This is a genomic window from Methanimicrococcus stummii (genome assembly GCF_032594435.1).
Lineage (GTDB): Archaea > Halobacteriota > Methanosarcinia > Methanosarcinales > Methanosarcinaceae > Methanimicrococcus > Methanimicrococcus stummii.
In genome coordinates this window covers 485,014-502,759 of record NZ_CP131062.1, presented here as the reverse complement: position 1 = coordinate 502,759, position 17,746 = coordinate 485,014, and the positions used below count along the sequence as shown (strand labels likewise).

General features: G+C 42.5%; 26 protein-coding genes and 1 tRNA gene. 14 read left to right on the top strand and 13 right to left on the bottom strand.

Annotation, left to right across the window (positions count from 1 at the left end):
* Positions 1–35: 35 nt before the first annotated feature.
* From MmiEs2_RS02445 to MmiEs2_RS02405, 9 genes are all read left to right on the top strand, one after another.
* A complete protein-coding gene (locus MmiEs2_RS02445; RefSeq protein ID WP_316559849.1) occupies positions 36–395 on the top strand; it encodes a hypothetical protein in 360 nt (119 codons plus the stop codon).
* Positions 396–896 (top strand): hypothetical protein, encoded by a 501-nt coding sequence (locus MmiEs2_RS02440; protein WP_316559848.1) that lies wholly within the window; start codon positions 396–398, stop codon positions 894–896. It abuts the gene before it with no gap.
* 10 nt (positions 897–906) lie between these two features.
* Positions 907–1,302, top strand: coding sequence for a hypothetical protein (locus MmiEs2_RS02435; RefSeq protein WP_316559847.1), 396 nt, complete (start codon positions 907–909; stop codon positions 1,300–1,302).
* A 4-nt stretch (positions 1,303–1,306) separates the two neighbouring features.
* A complete protein-coding gene (locus tag MmiEs2_RS02430) occupies positions 1,307–1,690 on the top strand; it encodes a hypothetical protein (protein ID WP_316559846.1) in 384 nt (127 codons plus the stop codon).
* Positions 1,687–2,187, top strand: coding sequence for a hypothetical protein (locus MmiEs2_RS02425; RefSeq protein ID WP_316559845.1), 501 nt, complete (start codon positions 1,687–1,689; stop codon positions 2,185–2,187). The genes MmiEs2_RS02430 and MmiEs2_RS02425 overlap by 4 nt, the downstream gene beginning before the upstream one ends.
* A 262-nt stretch (positions 2,188–2,449) precedes the next feature.
* Positions 2,450–2,764, top strand: a complete 315-nt coding sequence (locus MmiEs2_RS02420) for a hypothetical protein (RefSeq protein WP_316559844.1) — start codon at positions 2,450–2,452, stop codon at positions 2,762–2,764.
* Positions 2,761–2,961: a hypothetical protein gene (locus MmiEs2_RS02415; RefSeq protein WP_316559843.1), complete on the top strand. Its 201-nt coding sequence runs from the start codon at positions 2,761–2,763 to the stop codon at positions 2,959–2,961. Before MmiEs2_RS02420 ends, MmiEs2_RS02415 begins: the two co-directional genes overlap by 4 nt.
* Positions 2,962–3,090: 129 nt before the next feature.
* Complete coding sequence (locus MmiEs2_RS02410) at positions 3,091–3,735, top strand: tyrosine-type recombinase/integrase (protein WP_316559842.1); 645 nt, start codon at positions 3,091–3,093, stop codon at positions 3,733–3,735.
* A gap of 57 nt (positions 3,736–3,792) precedes the next feature.
* Positions 3,793–4,083 (top strand): site-specific integrase, encoded by a 291-nt coding sequence (locus MmiEs2_RS02405; protein ID WP_316559841.1) that lies wholly within the window; start codon positions 3,793–3,795, stop codon positions 4,081–4,083.
* A gap of 52 nt (positions 4,084–4,135) precedes the next feature.
* On the opposite strand, the gene MmiEs2_RS02400 is transcribed toward MmiEs2_RS02405, so the two are convergent.
* The 8 genes from MmiEs2_RS02400 to MmiEs2_RS02365 form a co-directional block, all read right to left on the bottom strand.
* A tRNA-Glu gene (locus MmiEs2_RS02400) sits at positions 4,136–4,210 on the bottom strand.
* A gap of 319 nt (positions 4,211–4,529) precedes the next feature.
* Positions 4,530–4,772: a hypothetical protein gene (locus MmiEs2_RS02395; RefSeq protein ID WP_316559840.1), complete on the bottom strand. Its 243-nt coding sequence runs from the start codon at positions 4,770–4,772 to the stop codon at positions 4,530–4,532.
* Positions 4,773–4,931: 159 nt separating this feature from the next.
* Positions 4,932–5,981, bottom strand: a complete 1,050-nt coding sequence (locus MmiEs2_RS02390) for a helix-turn-helix transcriptional regulator (protein ID WP_316559839.1) — start codon at positions 5,979–5,981, stop codon at positions 4,932–4,934.
* 70 nt (positions 5,982–6,051) lie between these two features.
* Complete coding sequence (locus MmiEs2_RS02385; protein WP_133516581.1) at positions 6,052–6,276, bottom strand: LSM domain-containing protein; 225 nt, start codon at positions 6,274–6,276, stop codon at positions 6,052–6,054.
* A gap of 178 nt (positions 6,277–6,454) precedes the next feature.
* A complete protein-coding gene (locus tag MmiEs2_RS02380) occupies positions 6,455–6,844 on the bottom strand; it encodes a DUF3467 domain-containing protein (protein WP_316559838.1) in 390 nt (129 codons plus the stop codon).
* Positions 6,845–7,272: 428 nt separating this feature from the next.
* Positions 7,273–8,883: a CTP synthase gene (locus MmiEs2_RS02375; protein ID WP_316559837.1), complete on the bottom strand. Its 1,611-nt coding sequence runs from the start codon at positions 8,881–8,883 to the stop codon at positions 7,273–7,275.
* Between the two features lie 460 nt (positions 8,884–9,343).
* Positions 9,344–9,532, bottom strand: coding sequence for a hypothetical protein (locus MmiEs2_RS02370; RefSeq protein ID WP_316559836.1), 189 nt, complete (start codon positions 9,530–9,532; stop codon positions 9,344–9,346).
* A gap of 281 nt (positions 9,533–9,813) precedes the next feature.
* The gene (locus MmiEs2_RS02365; RefSeq protein WP_316559835.1) at positions 9,814–10,209 is read right to left on the bottom strand and encodes a hypothetical protein; all 396 of its coding nucleotides are present in this window, start codon (positions 10,207–10,209) and stop codon (positions 9,814–9,816) included.
* A 725-nt stretch (positions 10,210–10,934) separates the two neighbouring features.
* On the opposite strand from MmiEs2_RS02365, the gene MmiEs2_RS02360 reads away from it, so the two are divergent.
* Positions 10,935–12,140, top strand: coding sequence for an ammonium transporter (locus tag MmiEs2_RS02360; RefSeq protein ID WP_316559834.1), 1,206 nt, complete (start codon positions 10,935–10,937; stop codon positions 12,138–12,140).
* 59 nt (positions 12,141–12,199) lie between these two features.
* The gene (locus tag MmiEs2_RS02355; protein ID WP_316559833.1) at positions 12,200–12,529 is read left to right on the top strand and encodes a P-II family nitrogen regulator; all 330 of its coding nucleotides are present in this window, start codon (positions 12,200–12,202) and stop codon (positions 12,527–12,529) included.
* Between the two features lie 184 nt (positions 12,530–12,713).
* Here the strand turns inward: MmiEs2_RS02355 and MmiEs2_RS02350 are convergent, their stop codons facing one another.
* Positions 12,714–13,112, bottom strand: a complete 399-nt coding sequence (locus MmiEs2_RS02350; protein ID WP_316559832.1) for a 4Fe-4S dicluster domain-containing protein — start codon at positions 13,110–13,112, stop codon at positions 12,714–12,716.
* Positions 13,109–14,611, bottom strand: coding sequence for a homocysteine biosynthesis protein (locus MmiEs2_RS02345; protein ID WP_316559831.1), 1,503 nt, complete (start codon positions 14,609–14,611; stop codon positions 13,109–13,111). Before MmiEs2_RS02345 ends, MmiEs2_RS02350 begins: the two co-directional genes overlap by 4 nt.
* A gap of 506 nt (positions 14,612–15,117) precedes the next feature.
* On the opposite strand from MmiEs2_RS02345, the gene MmiEs2_RS02340 reads away from it, so the two are divergent.
* Genes MmiEs2_RS02340 through MmiEs2_RS02330 form a run of 3 tightly spaced genes read left to right on the top strand, consistent with a single transcriptional unit; the run spans position 15,118 to position 16,520 of the window.
* Positions 15,118–15,864, top strand: coding sequence for a hypothetical protein (locus MmiEs2_RS02340; RefSeq protein ID WP_316559830.1), 747 nt, complete (start codon positions 15,118–15,120; stop codon positions 15,862–15,864).
* Positions 15,865–15,917: 53 nt separating this feature from the next.
* On the top strand, positions 15,918–16,337 hold the full coding sequence (locus MmiEs2_RS02335) for an FAD synthase family protein (RefSeq protein WP_316559829.1): 420 nt from the start codon (positions 15,918–15,920) through the stop codon (positions 16,335–16,337).
* A gap of 57 nt (positions 16,338–16,394) precedes the next feature.
* Positions 16,395–16,520: a hypothetical protein gene (locus MmiEs2_RS02330; RefSeq protein ID WP_316559828.1), complete on the top strand. Its 126-nt coding sequence runs from the start codon at positions 16,395–16,397 to the stop codon at positions 16,518–16,520.
* A gap of 91 nt (positions 16,521–16,611) precedes the next feature.
* On the opposite strand, the gene MmiEs2_RS02325 is transcribed toward MmiEs2_RS02330, so the two are convergent.
* The 3 genes from MmiEs2_RS02325 to MmiEs2_RS02315 all read right to left on the bottom strand — a co-directional run bounded on the left by MmiEs2_RS02325 (position 16,612) and on the right by MmiEs2_RS02315 (position 17,609).
* Complete coding sequence (locus MmiEs2_RS02325; protein ID WP_316559827.1) at positions 16,612–16,857, bottom strand: KEOPS complex subunit Pcc1; 246 nt, start codon at positions 16,855–16,857, stop codon at positions 16,612–16,614.
* A 9-nt stretch (positions 16,858–16,866) separates the two neighbouring features.
* Positions 16,867–17,358 (bottom strand): Brix domain-containing protein, encoded by a 492-nt coding sequence (locus MmiEs2_RS02320; RefSeq protein WP_316559826.1) that lies wholly within the window; start codon positions 17,356–17,358, stop codon positions 16,867–16,869.
* 104 nt (positions 17,359–17,462) lie between these two features.
* Positions 17,463–17,609, bottom strand: coding sequence for a DNA-directed RNA polymerase subunit P (locus MmiEs2_RS02315; RefSeq protein WP_420891233.1), 147 nt, complete (start codon positions 17,607–17,609; stop codon positions 17,463–17,465).
* Positions 17,610–17,746 lie beyond the last annotated feature (137 nt).

Genomic DNA, 17,746 nt, shown 5'->3' with positions numbered 1-17,746 from the left:
GAAAAACACATTCAAACGGCATTAGGAAATTCTCAATGGCAGAACAAACAGGAAAAATCAAAGTCGGCGCGAACGGTCTCGTTGAATCGTTCGGTCTCGCTGGTTACAAAATCGCATCAGAACAGCTTTTAAAACCCGTCATCGGTGACGGTTCAATCAAATCCGGTCTCATTAAACTCGGCATCGGTGTCGGCGCAGGTCTTTTAATCCCTTCCGGCAAATACGCAAGCCCTGTCCGCAGAATCGTCTCAGGCGGTTCAATCCTCGACGGTTGTGAAGACATCGTCTATGGCAGTGGAATCTTCAACTTCCTCGGCGGCGCAGCAGCCAACAGAAACACGGCTCTCTCCGGCGCACGTGCGAACCCGGCAGCAACAACTCTGGCGGTGGTCTAAATGGCACAGGTCTTAATCCCCATGCCCGACGGCACTGCGGTCGAAGCAAAATCCAAATACGACATCACAAGCGTGATTGGTGACTGGACTGGAATCGGCAACGGCAAAACAACCGACAACACCGAATTTTTGCCAATCATGGAAATGAGAACAGGCGCACAATCCGTCAACGCATTCGGCTTCGGCGCTCTTGAAATGGCAAACGACCTCCGCGGCGACATGAAGCTCGTCGTTAAGGACAGCACCGGCGCAGTCATTCCCGGCACAGTCCGTCTTTGGGTCACCAACGCAAGAAAATTCGGCGTTTCTCCGATTATGGAAGACAGAACCGAACGAATGTCTGAAAGCGACAAGAGAACCGCTTACAAACTCGGTCTCGTCATGCCGGCAGCAAGAGAGGACTCTTACCTCATGATTTCGTTCCGCGCGGACACGTCCGGCAAAACAATCGACCTTACAAAATCAGAGATGTTGATGCCGATTACGTCTTACATGGTCTGAGGTGACAGAAATGTCTGCCTTTATCGGAGAGGGGAGATACGATACATCTCCTCTTAAAATTTTTAACGTCCAAAAAGGCGCAGCGGAAGGTCTGATTTTATCTCACAGCTTCGACCCAAAATCCGACATGGATTTCGGCAAATACGGCTTCCCGAATCAGATGCAAATCAGAAACGGAAGTACGAACAAACTCGAACTCGAAGTCAACGGCGACGAAAACAAAACGTTTCAAATTCCGCCTCTTCTCTTCGAAACTTACAATTTCGAAGACGAAACGATCAAATATTTCCGCATCAGGAATCTTGACGATTTCGACACAGACGACTTGATTCAAGTTGTTGTCGCGAAAGAGATCACTCAGAACATGGTCAACAAATTGATTTACGAAAAATTGAACGGCAGGTGATAACTTGGGATTTTTTGACACAATCTCAAAAACATTAACGCAGAACGTCAATCTTGACCAAAACGTCAGCATGTTCGACAACCTTCTCGGCGGCGGCATTGCAAACAAAACGCAAGACCAACGGCAATATCAAAACACACAAACGACCTACACGACGAATTATAATCAAAACACATACGACTACTCGGTCAACATGATTTCAGATTCGCCGTTCGCAAGTCTCAAAAAAGGCGACATGGGAACACTGGCGGCAGAACCGACACAGAACGTCAGCCCATCGACGTCGATGGAAGCGGCACAAACCTCTAAAACCGACATGACCGGTCTGCTCGTAATCGGCGGCATTGCGGTCATCGCACTCTACGCCTACAAGGAGTTTATGACATGAACCAAAAAACAAAAACAGTTGTTGCAGGCGGCGCAATTATCCTCCTCTTAGTCGCAGCCGCCTCTTACGCCTCAAAAGGCACACTCTCCGGAGGCACTGCCGGCGGCGGCGGATTCCAAGACGGCGGCAGCCTGTTATCAAACCCGACACAGGAAATACCAACCGTCGCGGAAATTGTCGCAGCAGCGGATTATCCGGTCGCTTATAAAAAAGGCGGCACAACAATCTACGACACAGGTGTCTCAAACGACATCCGGACGACAACCGCGCTTAAAGCGGATTGGTCGTCAAACTACATGGCAAGCGCAAACATCGGAAACGCAGGAAGTGCAGCCACATCGACCGCAAGCGGCACATCTACCGCAAGCGGCGGAAGTAACACAGTAAGCAAAAAATCCACATCGTCCTCAATCGTAAGCGCGGTCAAAACGGCAGCATCTTACCACCCCGTCGGCGCGACAATTAAAGGAATCTCAAATCTCAAAAAAGGAAACTGATAAAATGAGTATGCCCGAATCAACACCACTTTACAGAAAAAACAGGGTTGACAGCGGTCTTGACGCAGATAAAGACCCTAACCCACAACCCGGCATGAAATACATCGCAACAGACTCAGAAATGGAATATAACTGTTACCAAACAGGCATCTGGAAAGTCGCAAGCCCACTCTCGACTGATGAAAACGGCGTATTACTTTACAACGGCGCAGTTCTCACACCGCACACGAAAGAACTCATGTTATCCGGTCAACTCCGGCCAATGTACATAGAGCTTCCGGGGACGGAAAACAAAACAGGGCAACTAAAAACGCTCAGAATCCGCAGAAACGGCAGCACCGGGACAACAATCTACCTTACTATGGTTGACAAAAACAACGCGCAGTTAGTCCCTGTCGTCTCACAAGGGATCCCGACGGGCGCAACGGGGGATTACAACATGGACCATCTCGTCCTACCTTTTAATAAAAAGTCAAGTACCGACCGCATTTTAATCCGTTCGAACGGAACTAATACGGCAGTATTGCCGACAACATTGTTCGAAACAGGATATATCCAAACAGGGGGCACGCCATGAACGCAAAAATAAAACTCGCTTTAATCGGTGCAGCCTTTGCCGCGTTCGCGCTCGTTGCGCTGCTGTCTTGCATTTACGGCGACAACGCAAACACCCTCACGGAACTCTTCGGCATGTTGGTCGGCTTCTTTCGTGGGGCTGGCGCTCCTGCCGGATATATTACAGTATATGCGCTCTCTGCTCTCATGAGCGCATAACTTTTCTTTTTTATTTTTTCTCTCCACCTCAACCCTTCGTTTTACTTCGTAAAACGACAGCAGAAGCTCACTTTTTCAACAACAAAAAATAAATAGGATTTGAGCCAATCTTTTAATTGGTGATTAAAAATGATTAGCTCAATTAGTGAAACTCAACCATTTTATTTAAACGTTGATTATTTTAGAAACGCGCTTGAAACCGACACAATCCTCAGAGACAGAGAACCAAGAACCGCCTCACAATACGCCCGAATCTCTTCGGACTACATTTCCCTCACCGGAACAGAACAATTCGTTTATGACGCGGAATATTTGGATTTCCGGCCACACCTTTTAAGATTCTTAGAATCACTCCGGAAAAAAAATCTTTCACACAACACGATTAAATTCTATTTTTCGGCTCTTGATTCTCTTTTTTCATTCATGAAAGATGAAGGATTCATCAAAATAAATCCGCTCGATGACACTTTCAGAGAACGGTATTTGACGCGATACAAACCCGACGAACCACCCAAATTCCAACAATGGAAACCCGAAGAGATTCAACTCCTCATCGAAACAGCACCAAACGCTTTATGGCGCGCAATTATTGCGATGTATGCAGCGACAGGAATGCGACGGGGTGAACTCATCGCACTCAACATCAAAGATGTCGATTTCGAAAACAGAGTCCTTTATTTGCACGACCATAAAAAACGCTCAAATAAAGCCGTGATTTTCTCAGATTGGGCACTCAGTTATCTTTTGGACTATCTCGAACTCAGAATCGAATAGGGTCATGAATTAAGAGACGACGAACCTCTTTTTTTAGGTTCACACTGTCGAACACGCATGACCGGCAACATCGTTTATGAAAACATCAGAAGAATTGGCAGAAAAGCAGGTCTTCATGTCGACGGCGGAAGAACCGACCAACGCGCAATGGTCAAATGCACACGACACTCACTGACTAAAAACACTAAGAAAAACGGCATGGACACCGACTTCGTCGCAGAACAAAGAGGCGACCGACGAAAGAACTCACAAGACATTTATTGCAGAATCGACACCGACGAACTGCGTGAAGAATACGATAAATACATTTATGACTTGCCAATAAACTGCCAAAAAGTAAAAGTATAAATAATTAACTCAAAAAACGATGAAAAGAAAAGAGGTTTTGAGAATGAAGAAATGCTCCGATCGGGATTTGAACCCGAGTCTTCGGCTCGAAAGGCCGGAATGATTGGCCGAGCTACACTATCGGAGCATATTGATTATGCTTTCGTTTTTTATTTAATGAGGTTCACGCGCCCTTATTTTAAGTCTTGTGAACAGAGCATAACAAGGAATCACTGGTATATATACATTTTGGTTATCCCGACTGAATTTCTTTTTTAATAAAAACGAAATCCCAATCATCATTTTGTAATAAAACCAAAATCCAAATCACCTTTTTGAAATTTAACGAATACCCGAAATTACCGCCTCCAATCACGAGTTTCGCGAGTGCAGCGAGTGAAAGGAGTGATTGGAAATTCGCCCCCATGATTCAATGAAAACGAAAACACCGCCATTGCTGCTACCAATTATGATTCTGTTTTGTATTTGTTGCCGTTACCCACAGGTTTGTGTTTGCCGCTGCTACCTTCAGGTTTGTGTTTGCCGCTGTTACCTTCGGGTTTGCGTTTCCAAATGCATCTATTTCTTTTTAGTGCAGCCGTTCGCTTCGCGAACGTGTGCGCTGCTACCTTGCTGTTTCCGTTTGCTGTTGTCACCTTACGGTTTATATCGGCAGTGCTCGCCGCGCGCGAGCCGCACCAATTATTCAAAAATCAACTGAAAAAACAAGTCTTGTTTTTCAAAAAAATTAAAAAATCAATCTCGATTTTCAAACACCCTAAAAACCGAATCCTGTTTTCAAAAAAATAGAGAGATAAATCACGTATTAAAAATAATCAAAAAAGAAAAAATGTTTTTGAATTTTTCAATTATTCAAAAACACTATCTCCGTCGCCCTCGTCGCCGAAATCGTATTCGCCGGCTTCCATCTCTTCCAAGAATTCAGGCGGCATTTCAACTTCTTCGTGTTCGGGCTCTGCATTGCTGTTGTAACCCATCGCAGCGTAAAGCTCTTCGGGGTTGTTATGGATATTCATAATCCAAAACGTCAATGCCGGGCAGTATTCGGGACGGCATTCGCCCATGCAGCCTGTGCATGGCGAGAACGTTCCCTTGACCATTAAAACATCGTAATTTCTCTTGCGCTCTTCTGCGACCGTCTTTAAAAGAAACGTCTTTGTTCCGCCGGCAACCGCTTCTTCGCGGAGAATCTGGTCGGAATCAAGCAGTTTTTTCAAAATGCGAGAACATTTGCGGCTGTCAATATCCAGCTGCTTCCAAATTTCATTCTGATAAACGCCGCCGGGCGTATTCTTAATCAGATTATAAACTCTGGTTTCAATATCCGCGCCGTCATCAGACGCCGCCGCTTCGGCTTCAATATCCTTTTTACTTCTGCGGCCGGGTTTTTTCGCAGGCGGTTTCTCAACGGCCGACTCAACAACCGATTCAGTTTCTGCCGGCGCGTCTTCTTTCGCTTCGGCATCATCCGTTTTCTTTCTGCGCGTGTATTTGCGTTTCGGCGCAGGTTCTTCCACCCCTGTTTCGCCATCGGATTTTAATTCCGCATCCGGCTGTGATTCGGATTCGGCCTCAGGTTCGACCTTGGATTCCGCCGCAGCATTAGGCTTGCGCGCAGCTGGGGGTTTTTTAACAGGTTCTTCTTCAACCGGAATTTCTTCCGCTGTCTTTGCTTTTCTGCCGCGTGTTTTCTTAACAGGCTCTTCTGCAGCGACTTCCGGTTCGTCGGCGACAACTGCTTTCTTAGCTGTCGTCTTTTTAGCAGGCGCTTTCTTGGCAACCGTTTCCGTTTGTTCTTTGACAGACTCTGCATTTGCAGTTTCTGTCTTGACGGTTTCCGCTTTGGCGCTTTTCGTACTCTTTTTCTTCGTACTTTCTTTTTTAACAGGTGTACTCATATTGTTCTCCTTGAGGTTTAGCTTGAATTTTTCGGTCAAACCGACAGCTAAAGGGAGGCTGAAGAGAAAATTACTCATCAACCGGCGTAATCAATATGATATTGTTGCCTCTCAAAACGACTGATTTCAATGATCTTTCTTTTTGACCGTTGACGATTTCAAAGGTGTCGACCAAATGCAGATTCATATAGTCATCAACCGTGCTGAGCGTTCCTTCAAGGAGGTTGGTGTCGCCTTTCATTTCAACAAGAACGCGTGATCCGACAATTTTCTGAACTTTTTTATTTGGGAACAAAATCAATCCCTCTCTATTTGACTTGAATAAAAATCGTTAATGCGAAATCCTGTTTCAAAACGTATAATTTTCAGAAATATATTTAATTTTTCAAAAAATTATTTAGATTTCGGCATTTCAAATTGTATTTATTGCATATAAAGGTTTATAATGTTTAAGCGATGCTGTTTTTAAAAAATCAGGCGTACCCGTCCAAAACCGTGCTGTCATCATCCGACGTGCCTTTAGAACCGCCTTTCGCCCCGGTCTGCCCTTTGATTTCACCGAATTTATTTTCATAATCTTTGACATTTTGCATCAGCCAACGCGCCAATTCCTTAGCGGCGACAGGTGACAAAATAACTTCCGTCCCGATTTTCCGGTGAATCTTTTTCACACCGTTGCGCTGTCCGATTTCGGGATCGTCGTTGTAAAAGCTGACTCTGAAATCGTAAATGTTGTTCACGCCGATGGCACCGATGGCATAAAACCGTTTAAAATCTTCTTCTTTAGAAACTTCGATTACAATTTCAAGCGGCTGTCCGGGCTGCGCCGGCGCATTTGTTTGAGGAATATTTTCGTCCGTCATTTATATCTCCTGTTTTTTATGAATTAAAGATATGACTGAATGATTTCATTATTATTTTAAAGTATTCGTTTTTTCTTCATTTTAAAAAATAAATTCATATGATTTGAATTAAAAAAAGAATAAATATTGAATCATTTCATCCAATCAATTAAGAGACGAACACGACATCAATAAAAGAAATAAAAAATCCCGGCCGCTACGATAAGAATCAAACAAATCAAAAGAATTACAGCATAGTGAATCGGTTTTAACTTTGTATTTTCGTCTTCCATTTTTTATCACCTGTTTTTATAAATATAATAACCAAAAAGAACGCCGAATTATTTATATTTATTTGGCGAAATTAAAATAGAAAATAGAATCAAAAATTAAAAAAGGAAAACGAAATCAAATAAAAAAGAAAAAATTGAAGTTAAAAAACTTCAAAATTACTTTTTATTCTCTTTCGCCGCCTTCACCAATGCCGTGAAAATCGGCTCGGCGCGCTGCGGTCTGGATTTAAACTGCGGGTGATACAAAGTGCCGATGAAGAATTTTTTGTCGGGCAATTCAACGATTTGCTTGGCACCGTTAATATCGCCTGAAAAGACAAGACCTTTTTCTTCAAGAGTTTTCACAAATTCATTGCTGACTTCGTATCTGTTTCTGAATCTTTCGGAAATCGCGTCTTTGCCGTAAATCTTCTTGGCAAGCGTCCCGTCTTTGATTGCCACTTCATATTCGCCGACTTTCATAATGCCGCGGAATCCGGAAATGTCACTTTCCTTAGCGGTAACGTCAATAACAGGATATTCCGTTTTTTCATCAAGCTCCGTTGTATTGGCACCCGCCATGCCGGCAACATTTCTTGCGAAATCAATGACTGCTGCTTGCATGCCAAACCCGATGCCGATGAACGGAATGTCATTTTCACGCGCAAACGTCACAGTTTGGAAAATGCCGTCTGCCCCCCTTTCGCCAAACGCGCCCGGAACGATAATACCGTCGTAATCTTTCAAGCTTTCCAATACGGATTTATCGGTTTCAATTTTCTCGGAACTGATTAAATCGATGGATGCTTTAATGCCGGCAGCGGTTGATCCGTGTTTGACGGCTTCAAAAATACTGATGTAAGAGTCGGGAAGATCCGTGTATTTGCCGACCATTGCCAAGCGAACGGCTTCTGAGTCGGGCTGTTTTGCGACTTCTCTCATCTTTTCAACCATTTCGTCCCAATCAGTCCCCGGCGGATTTTCGGGGGCGGAAAGATTGAGAGATTGAATCAAGTGATCCGTTAAGCCTTGGCCGTCAATGGCTTTCGGGATTTCATACAAATTGCTGATGTTGTAGGCGCTGATAACGCATTCTTCCGGAACGTCACAGAAAAGAGAAATCTTTTCTTTCGTTTCCTTTTTCAGCGGAAGCGTCGATCGGCCGACAATGTAATCGGGAGACAAGCCGAGCGTTCTCATTTCCTTAACGGAATGCTGCGTCGGTTTTGTTTTCTGCTCGCCCTGCGTGTCGTCAAAGAAAAGCGTGACATGAACGAATTTCATATTTCCCGGCGGCTCTTCGTTTTTCATTTGACGAATGGCTTCCATGTAAAACATACTTTCATAGTCACCGACCGTTCCGCCGATCTCAATCAAACAAACATCGGCGCCGCTTCTTTTGGCGGCTGTTCTGAGTTTATGTTTGATTTCGTTTGTGATATGCGGAATAATCTGAACGGTTTTTCCGAGGAATTCACCGCGGCGCTCGCGATCTAAAACAGTGGAATAAACATTACCGGTCGTAATATCGTGATCGGCCGTTAAATCGACATCTAAAAAGCGTTCGTAGTTGCCGAGGTCCAAGTCGACTTCGCCGCCGTCATTGAGAACGCAGATTTCGCCGTGCTGAAGCGGTGTCATGATACCCGCATTGACATTTAAATAAGGATCAATTTTGATCGCCGTTACTTTGTAACCTCTGTTTTTCAGGTTTCTTCCGATTGAAGCTGACGTAATCCCTTTGCCGAGACCGCTGATCACTCCGCCTGTAACAACAATATATTTCATATTTTAAACTCCTGCCTTAAATTGATCCGAATAATAATTTCGATAATATCCGACTTAAATTTAAAGATATTAAAATGGTCGTATAAATAATTTGTCAGCGCGAAAAGAAAAAAAAGTGTCTGTGAGATGTTTTTAGAACAATATGAAAAAACCTTTTTGTTTTATTTTCTGAAAAAGAGCGAAGATTTCAAATATTTATAAAACCGCAAGCGTTTTTCAAATATTTTTTTGAAAATGAGACGGTTCGCGCGCGGCGCAGACAGCTGCGGCCGGCAGCGGCAGCAGCAAACGCAAACCTGAGAATAAACGGCAAACAGCTCCGCTTCATAAAAAATTGACATTTTAAAAAAGAATTGAAAATTAAAAAATGAAAACAAAAAATAAATGAAAGCAAAGGATTGCTCCTTTGCAAATGACTTTTTTGAAACTTTTATCAATACGACAATCAGAAATTCAAAAATCAGAATTTCATCGACGGCGAAAAGGAATTGAAACAATAGTCGTCAAAGACTTCATCTTCCACTTCCGCCAATTTTTTCTTATAATCTTTTGATTTCGGATCGTATTTTTTCATTTTTTCTTTCACGTCGGCGTTCATTTGATCAAGAACTTTTTGACTGAACCCTTCCGTGTTTTCTGCCGTGAACATAGTTCATCATTTCTTTAATATTAAATTTCAATAATTGATGATTCCGCGCAATTTCCCCGTGCGCAAAAACCGCAGAGCGGACAGCAGCGCAGCCGCCAAACCCCCGTTTGCCGGCAATTAAAAACTGCTGCATCAATGTCAGATCCAATTCATGATGAAATGAAAATAAATCCCGGATGAACGGTTATCGTTCAACCGTATTGATATCGCCTTTAATGTGATATATATTTGCTGATTTACATTAAATTTGAACCGTTCGTTAAAAATTTGTTAAAACGCAATCAGTTTAAAACGATCAAATCCTTTTCATTTTTCAGGACAAGCTCAAGCGCGCCGTCATATTCCTCAACCAATCCCAAAACACCGATTGAATCATCAACATTCACTTTTGAATGAATCGAAGACGCGCCCGTGGATTTAGGAATGAAAATCGGCAGAACGGTTTTGTCGGAACACTCGATTTGAATAATTAAATGATCGCCCGTAAAAGTGTTTCTTTTGCTCAGAACTTTTCCCTCCGTGTAAACCGTTTTTCCGATGTCTGCATTGGTCGGCACAACAGAATTTCCGGCAGACATCATCGATTCGTTGTCGGCCGAAATGACGGCGTACAACAAAAAAAGCGTTGAAAACGCCATCAGAAATAAAATAATCATAAGTTTGTTTTCCGTTTTCATTTTGATTCCTCAAACCAAAATAACACGTTAAGAGGATATAAGTTCCGAAATTTTCAAAAACGGAAGGTTTAATATGGGCAAAATGGAAAAATCGCATTCAACCACGATTTTTAAAGATGACAAAAAAATATCAGAAAATGTAATCATTGAAAAATTAATTTAGGAGATAAATGTCATAATTATTCATAAAAACATTATATTTAATGATTACAAATTACCACATTTTCAATAGCATATCGCAGATTTAATTAAAAAATTGTCGTTTTTCCAATTTATAAAATATATCGAATAAGACATAATTTTTGACCAAAAATATTAAATAAAACAGAATTTTTCAATTTATTGTCGGCAAAAAAAAGAAAGTTTTTTTTCAAATTTTTTGCCAAAAACAAGATCGGAATAACGGCTTAAAAATATTAAATAAAGCATCAAAAAACATCAAACAAAGCACTAAAAGAATCAAATAAACACCAAAACATCGAAAACACAAAAATTAAAACATACTTTTGACCGAAATCCCCAATGTTTACCGGTTTTAAAATCGGTAAACAAATCGGTCATGTATCGCCGTTAAATATCAAACTCAATCGATTTTGAAATTTTAATATTCGTTTAAAATTTTTAAAAAATTAAAAATTCGATTTAAAATTCAGGACGAGACAATTAAAAATCCATTTCAAATTCAAATCAATAAACAATTCAACTTAAAAAATAAGGTGAAATTTTTGGCAATCGACAGTGGCTCAACAGCTTTCTTACTGATTTGTACAGCACTTGTAACCCTTATGATTCCGGCTTTAGGGCTTTTCTATGGCGGCCTTGTCCGTAAAAAAAATATAATTTCAATGGTTTTCCTAAGCTTTCTTGCACTTTCAATTGTCAGCATCCAATGGATTCTTTTCGGCTATTCATTAGCTTTCGGACCAGATATCGCAGGCTTAATCGGCAATTTAGATTATGTCGGATTAATCGGCATCGGTCTTGAAGATACAATTATTGAAGGAATTCCGGATCTTCTTTTCATTGCATTCCAAATGATTTTTGCAGGCATTTCTCTTGCGATTATCACTTCCGGATTTGCCGAGCGTGTTAAACTCGGCGCATTCATTCTTTTCGGCTTGCTTTGGACGACGCTCGTTTATGATCCGCTGGCTCACTGGGCATGGGGCGGCGGTTGGGCGCACGCACTCGGTGCGCTTGATTTTGCCGGCGGAACAGTGGTTCACATCAGCGCAGGGTTCGGCGCTCTTGCAGTGGCTTTTGTAATCGGCAAACGTTCAGGATTCGGCGAGGCGAAGATGGTTTCAGCACCCCAGAACATTCCATTGACACTTCTTGGAGCCGGTCTTTTGTGGGTCGGCTGGTTCGCTTTTAATGGCGGTTCCGCGCTTGCCGCTGACGGTGTGGCGGCACTTGCCGTTATGAACACGGCACTTGCAGCAGCAGCCGGCGCACTTGCATGGATGGCAATCAGCTCAATTAAAGGGAAGCCGGGTGCGGTCGGCCTTGTGTCAGGCGCATTGGCAGGGTTAGTCGGCATTACCCCTGCCGCCGGATATGTAAATGTTTTTTCAGCGATAATCATCGGCGGTATTGCTTCACTCATTTGTTATTACGCACTCATTTTCCGTGTCAAACGGGGGTGGGATGAAAGTTTGGATGCATGGGCAATTCACGGTGTCGGCGGTCTTTGGGGCGCAATTGCAACCGGTATTTTCGCATCGTCCGCGCTTGCCGGTGTCGGCGGTTTAATGGAAGGAAATATCATGCAATTCGCCGTCAATACAGGTGATGCAATCATTGCAGTCATTTTTTCGTTTACTGTCACCTACGTCATTGCGATTGCCATTAAAAAGGTAATGGGACTACGGGTTTCAGAAATAGAAGAAGAACTCGGATTAGACATTTCAAATCACGGCGAACGTGCTTAACCAAAATCAGTATCGTCAAAAAATAAATGAAACAAAGAAATTCAAAATTTGGTGAAAATATGAAAATGATTATGGCAGTCATCCGCCCCGAAAAATTCGAGGCGGTCAAACAAGCGTTGGCTGATAAAGGTTATTTCGGCATGACCGTAACAGAAGTTTCCGGACGCGGTGAACAAAGAGGTGTTTGTCTTCAGTACAGAGGAAAACCCGTATATGTTGACGTGATTCAAAAAACCGAAATCCAGCTTACAACCTGTGATGAAAAAGCGGATGAAGTCATCGAGATTATTCGAATGGCAGCACATTCCGGAAAAATTGGTGACGGGCGAATATTTGTCGTACCGGTTGAAAAAGCAATCACAATCAGAACAGGTGAAGTGTTTTACTGAACTTTAAAAATGAAAGGAAGAGAAATCTTTCTTTCATTCATTCCTCCAAAAATGAATTTTTATTATTGTTTTCATTTGAAAATTGAAAAAACGTGTCATACGCACGCGGCGACGACACTGGTGGAAGCAGTAAGGCAACAGTGTCCGTTTGCAAAACGGTTCAGCGGTTCAAAAAAAAAACGGATTATTCGCAATCCGTTCCTTCAATTGAAAGCGCCTGATGCGGGCACATGTCAATGCAAAGACCGCATCGGATACATTTTTGCGTGTCCATCGTCAGGCTCCAATCCGCGTCGTAACCGAAAACATGAGACGGGCAAACCGAAATGCAGGCACCGCAGTCAACACATTCTTTTTTGTCTCTGCAAATAAGCGTGTTCAAAAGCGTGACTTTAACGCCGCGCGCTTCCAATTCGTCTTTGATGAGTTCGTAATTCTTGTCAATGACTTCGATGATAATTTCGCCGCCGGTTGAATCCACGTGAGAAGAAACAATACTGACAAGAATGCCGGTTTTAAGAATAATCTCCGATAAAATCGGCGACTTCACACGTTCTTCCGGAAAACTGATTTTAAGTTTCATTCGTGTTTCCCCCTTGTGAAAAGTTTACTGATATGCTCGCTCGTCAGCATGCCGACAACGTTTTGATTGTCATCAATGACAGGAATTGCCGAAATCTTAAATTCCGCGAGCCGCTTGGCGACAACATCGACCGTTTCGTCGGGTGAACATGTAATCACATCTTTTGTCATGCCGGCTTCAACCGTATCGGTCTTGCCGTCGGCAACCGCTTTTGAAATGTCCCAAGACGTGATGATGCCGACAAGTTTGCCGCCTGAGACGACGGAAATATGATTCCGCTCGCTCTGCTTCATCAGTTTGGCCGCGTCAATTACGCTGTCCGTCAACTCGACCGTCACGATTTTTTTGCTCATGATATCACGGACGATAGGTGTTTTGTTCGTCTCTTTCATCGGATTCGTTGACTGATTCAAAGGCAGCGTCGTCGTATTCGCACCGAGGAAGAATTTGCCCGCGACAATGCGGCTCTTTAATTCTTCCGCAACTTCACGAGATTTCTTAAAGCTTGACATACAGGACGTTGCGACTTCCTTGCCGTTGATTTGAATGCTGCCGGAGCGAAGTTCTTCATAATTTGCTTTTCGGACGACCGGCCTGTCGCGTTTTCCGATGCTGTAATCTTTGATACTGATTTCAATGTCGGCATCGCGGACAGCTGCTGCCTGCGCCATTTCCGCATCCAAAATCGGAATCGGAATGCCGATGCCGAGGAACAGCGAAGTGCCGTATCCTTCAAAGCTGGCGGCATTGACATATTCTTTTGTCATCTCTTTCAGATTTGCCGTTGTCATGAGTGTTGCAAATCCGGAGGCTGTTGAGCATTGTGTGCCTTCGCCGACAATGGTTCCCTCAGCGCCGCCCATGAAAATTTTGGTTCCTGCGCCGATGGTTCTGTAAGTCGGATCATTTGAAAGCGGCGATAAAATGCCGGCGCCGGAATACGTCACGTTTTTGAAATCGGGAAGCAGTTTTCCCATGTAAGTGTGAATAATCTTTTTAGATCCGTTTGTCGCGCCGTCATAGCGCTGGTAAGCGTTTCTCGGATTCACCATGATCGCTTGATTCAAATCATCAAGCGTAATCGTCGTCGTCAATTCCTTTCGCGGATAGCAGTCCGTACCGTAAGAATGCGCGACGATTTCGATTTCTTTGCCGCAAATTAAATCTTCAATGACATGCGCGCCGCCGTATTTGATGCCGAGCTTTTCCGACACCTGTGTCGCGCCCAAATAAGAGTCGACAGCCGCAATTCCGCTGTACGCTTCGACATCGTTCATGAACATTTTCGTGATTTTAATCGGCACTTCGGAGTGACCGAAATTGAGGAAAACGCCTGAGGAACACATCGCGCCGAAAGTCCCCGTGGTCACCACGTCAACCTCTGCAGCCGCCTTTTCGGCACCGATGTCGTCAACAATGTCGGACATTTCTTCAGCCGTCACGACACAAACTTCACCGGATGCGATTTTTTCATTGATTTCAGCAATCGTTTTCGCCATATATTCGTCTCCTTTTCAAAAAACCGCATAAACGGTTTTAATATAAATTTTATTTTTATTGTGTTTGCATTCTATTAAAATTGTATTCATAAACAGCTTTGATAAAAAATCAAATTGCAAGAGATGAATGTCAAATTACAAATCATATTGCAAAAACTGTTTTTTAATGTTTGCGCTTTTGATTATTAATCTGTTGCATGTTTTTTGCAGGAATAAACCAAGAGCAAAATAGAGAGGAAATTATAGTATATAAATTTTCCAATGAAATATAACTAATAGTAATAATGTGTTTGACATTTTCAAAACATTTCAAAAAAAAAGATGAAACGCATAAAACCAAATAGAAATAAAATAAGAATAATAAAAAACGAACAGAAAAGATTTGAGTAACAATATAAAATAGTCTCAAAAATATTATCAGATAGACCATTCATATTAAATAAAATGTTGCAGTTATATTTTTCAGATTCAAAGAAATGAAAAATATTCGTTGAAACGGTGAGCCTATGAATAAAAGTGAAAAGTATCCGGATGTCACATTATTAAACCCTGAAGGGTCAGTTATGGACACATATACAAAACGATATCTTGAGCTTGGAAGCCGTTTTTATGATTTGTTTAAACATGATTTAAAGAATTATCAAAATGCCATATTCATGGCGCTTGACTTATACAGAATCAAGAACGAAGAACGATATTTGGAATTGGTCGAAGAAGCGTCTCAAAAAAGTCTGGAACATATCGAAGTTATCAAAGAGATTGAGCCGTTTGTTTACAGCGGCGGAAATCTCGGTTTTTATTCATTTTATTCCTGCATTCACAGAATTATTGAAAAATATCCGGACAACGAATTTGAATTGATCGGCGAAGACGTGTATGTTTTTGCGGACGGCGCTTTTCCGAAGCTTTTTGATTTATTGATTCAAGTAACGCTTGAAAACGACAGCCGTTACAAGATTTCATTTATAACGTCAGAGTTTGAAGAAAACGGTTTAAACAAATGCAGCATTCAAGTCGACATTCATAATTTTTCAGTTCCCGGAAATACGCTTGAAGCGATCTTAAACGAAGACGCGAACAGTGTGACCGGCGATATGATGAGTTTGACATTTTATATCGCGAAAATGATTCTTTATCGCTATTCCGGCAACTTAAAACTGACGGAATCATCGGATGACAAAACCGCATTATGCGTTACGTTTTTGAGCGCGGAAAACTCTGTTTTTCAGCCGTGTTTAAAACCGTTTGAATAATTCGGCCGGTTAATTTTTTATTTTATACAACCCTTTGATTTTTGGTGACACCTTTGACGCGCGTTTTGGCAACAGGAACTTTTGACATTCTTCATCCCGGCCACCTTTATTTTTTAGAACAAGCGAAAATGCTCGGCGACGAACTTTATATCATTATCAGCCGCGACGTCAATGTCAATCATAAACCGACGCCGATTGTTCCCGAAGAACAGCGTTTGAAAATGGTCGCCGCGCTTAAGCCGGTCGATTTTGCGATGCTCGGAAGCCTGACGGATTATTTTGAACCGATTGCGGAAATCAATCCCGATGTGATTGTTCTCGGTTTTGATCAAAATTTTCAGGAAAACGAATTGGAAAACGCATTAAACCAACGCGGTTTTTTCCCGAAAATTGTTCGCCTGCAAAAAATCGAAGGCGAATATTACAGCAGCCGCGCAATCGCGGCTGAAATTGCCGAAAGAAAAAATAAATAAGGCACCTTATCATGGCTTTTTTAAAAACGATTGACATGTTTTCAGTTAACAGATTGAATGTGGGAGCTGCCGACAGCAGCGCAGCGGCGAGACGGCAGCGGCGTGGCGGCGGCAACGCGGCAGGCGCGCGCGAGCCGGTCAGATTTTTCAAAAAATTATCAAAACCAAATTGCGATTTTTTAAAAAGAAATCAAAACCAAATTGCAGTTTTAAAAAAAGAAATCAAACCCAAGCCCCGATTTTGAAATAGATTTATCAAAGAACTTTTTTTAAATTAATGAAAAGCGGAAGCTGCATCGTAAGCGGTTTGAATCAGCCTCAGCCATGTGTTTAGCGCCGAGCGCAATGAAATGATATCGCTGCTTTGAATTTCTAAAATGAGCCCGTCGTTTTCCATAATTAATGAAATCGCGGAGCGGTCTGAAATGGATTCATTCGTTTCCGGCAGGAGGCTTTGATAAATATCGGAAATCAGTTCCGGCGTTTCCGATGCGAATGAAAAACGGGCTAAAGCTTTCATAAAACCGCCTCAATGAACGGAAAGTTCGGATTTGATGCCTTTGATATACAATCTTAAAAACAAACGATCATTGGAATAAAAATCCAAGCGGTCATCCTGAACGTAAAGACGGCGGACATAAGCCGCGTTCGGCTTTGGTTTGGGATCGCCTTCCAAAACCCAAGGAACAGCGCGGACACCGCCCTCGCTTTGAGGCTCTTTCTTATTGTGTTTAAACAATTCGTTCAGCGAATCCGGCGGCATAATCAAGCCCTTGTCTTCAATCATGAACGTATTCAGCAAATTAAAAAGCGCCGAAGATTCCGGACCGTAGAAAATACGCTCGCCGTAACGAAGCTCAGCCTGCGGCACAGACTCAAAAGAAGTTTCTGAAAAACGAAGTGAAATAAACAAACGCCCCGTTGGGTCGTAAAAAGATAAGCTGCCGGGGTTGCCGTGGTATTCCCCGACGACGCATAAGACGGCTCCGCTCCCTCGCTCCAAAACTTCGGACATGGACATTTTGCCCCGTGTCATATAAGCGGCATCACAAAAAAGGGCCAGCTTTTTGCACAAAATTTTGGTTTTAAACGAGGGTTTTCGAGAAGACGTCAGAAGCATCATTGTTACTCGGCCTTGATTCTTTTGATGGTTGCCGGGCGTTTTTTAACGAGAATTCTGTGACCGCAATAGAAACAGCGAACACCGGCATTTTCGTAATCGATGTCGATTTCTCTTTTGCAATGGGAACAATAATAAGACAAATAAGTCACCTTTTTAATTCATTCTGAAAATAATTCATTCTGAAAATTAATCCAAAAGCCGAATCATAATTTATAATCCGACAATATAAAATTAATGTCAATACCGAAAATCAAAAAAATAAAAAGAAAGAAGAAACAGATATGGC

Coding starts and splice junctions, on each gene's coding strand:
- MmiEs2_RS02445 (WP_316559849.1), top strand. CDS start 36: ATGGCAGAACAAACAGGAAAAATCAAAGTCGGCGCGAACGGTCTCGTT.
- MmiEs2_RS02345 (WP_316559831.1), bottom strand. CDS start 14,611: ATGGCGAAAACGATTGCTGAAATCAATGAAAAAATCGCATCCGGTGAA.
- MmiEs2_RS02370 (WP_316559836.1), bottom strand. CDS start 9,532: ATGTTCACGGCAGAAAACACGGAAGGGTTCAGTCAAAAAGTTCTTGAT.
- MmiEs2_RS02410 (WP_316559842.1), top strand. CDS start 3,091: ATGATTAGCTCAATTAGTGAAACTCAACCATTTTATTTAAACGTTGAT.
- MmiEs2_RS02325 (WP_316559827.1), bottom strand. CDS start 16,857: ATGAAAGCTTTAGCCCGTTTTTCATTCGCATCGGAAACGCCGGAACTG.
- MmiEs2_RS02350 (WP_316559832.1), bottom strand. CDS start 13,112: ATGAAACTTAAAATCAGTTTTCCGGAAGAACGTGTGAAGTCGCCGATT.
- MmiEs2_RS02415 (WP_316559843.1), top strand. CDS start 2,761: ATGAACGCAAAAATAAAACTCGCTTTAATCGGTGCAGCCTTTGCCGCG.
- MmiEs2_RS02420 (WP_316559844.1), top strand. CDS start 2,450: ATGTACATAGAGCTTCCGGGGACGGAAAACAAAACAGGGCAACTAAAA.
- MmiEs2_RS02440 (WP_316559848.1), top strand. CDS start 396: ATGGCACAGGTCTTAATCCCCATGCCCGACGGCACTGCGGTCGAAGCA.
- MmiEs2_RS02405 (WP_316559841.1), top strand. CDS start 3,793: ATGACCGGCAACATCGTTTATGAAAACATCAGAAGAATTGGCAGAAAA.
- MmiEs2_RS02425 (WP_316559845.1), top strand. CDS start 1,687: ATGAACCAAAAAACAAAAACAGTTGTTGCAGGCGGCGCAATTATCCTC.
- MmiEs2_RS02390 (WP_316559839.1), bottom strand. CDS start 5,981: ATGAGTACACCTGTTAAAAAAGAAAGTACGAAGAAAAAGAGTACGAAA.
- MmiEs2_RS02320 (WP_316559826.1), bottom strand. CDS start 17,358: ATGTCCATGTCCGAAGTTTTGGAGCGAGGGAGCGGAGCCGTCTTATGC.
- MmiEs2_RS02375 (WP_316559837.1), bottom strand. CDS start 8,883: ATGAAATATATTGTTGTTACAGGCGGAGTGATCAGCGGTCTCGGCAAA.
- MmiEs2_RS02380 (WP_316559838.1), bottom strand. CDS start 6,844: ATGACGGACGAAAATATTCCTCAAACAAATGCGCCGGCGCAGCCCGGA.
- MmiEs2_RS02435 (WP_316559847.1), top strand. CDS start 907: ATGTCTGCCTTTATCGGAGAGGGGAGATACGATACATCTCCTCTTAAA.
- MmiEs2_RS02330 (WP_316559828.1), top strand. CDS start 16,395: ATGTGGGAGCTGCCGACAGCAGCGCAGCGGCGAGACGGCAGCGGCGTG.
- MmiEs2_RS02365 (WP_316559835.1), bottom strand. CDS start 10,209: ATGAAAACGGAAAACAAACTTATGATTATTTTATTTCTGATGGCGTTT.
- MmiEs2_RS02340 (WP_316559830.1), top strand. CDS start 15,118: ATGAATAAAAGTGAAAAGTATCCGGATGTCACATTATTAAACCCTGAA.
- MmiEs2_RS02355 (WP_316559833.1), top strand. CDS start 12,200: ATGAAAATGATTATGGCAGTCATCCGCCCCGAAAAATTCGAGGCGGTC.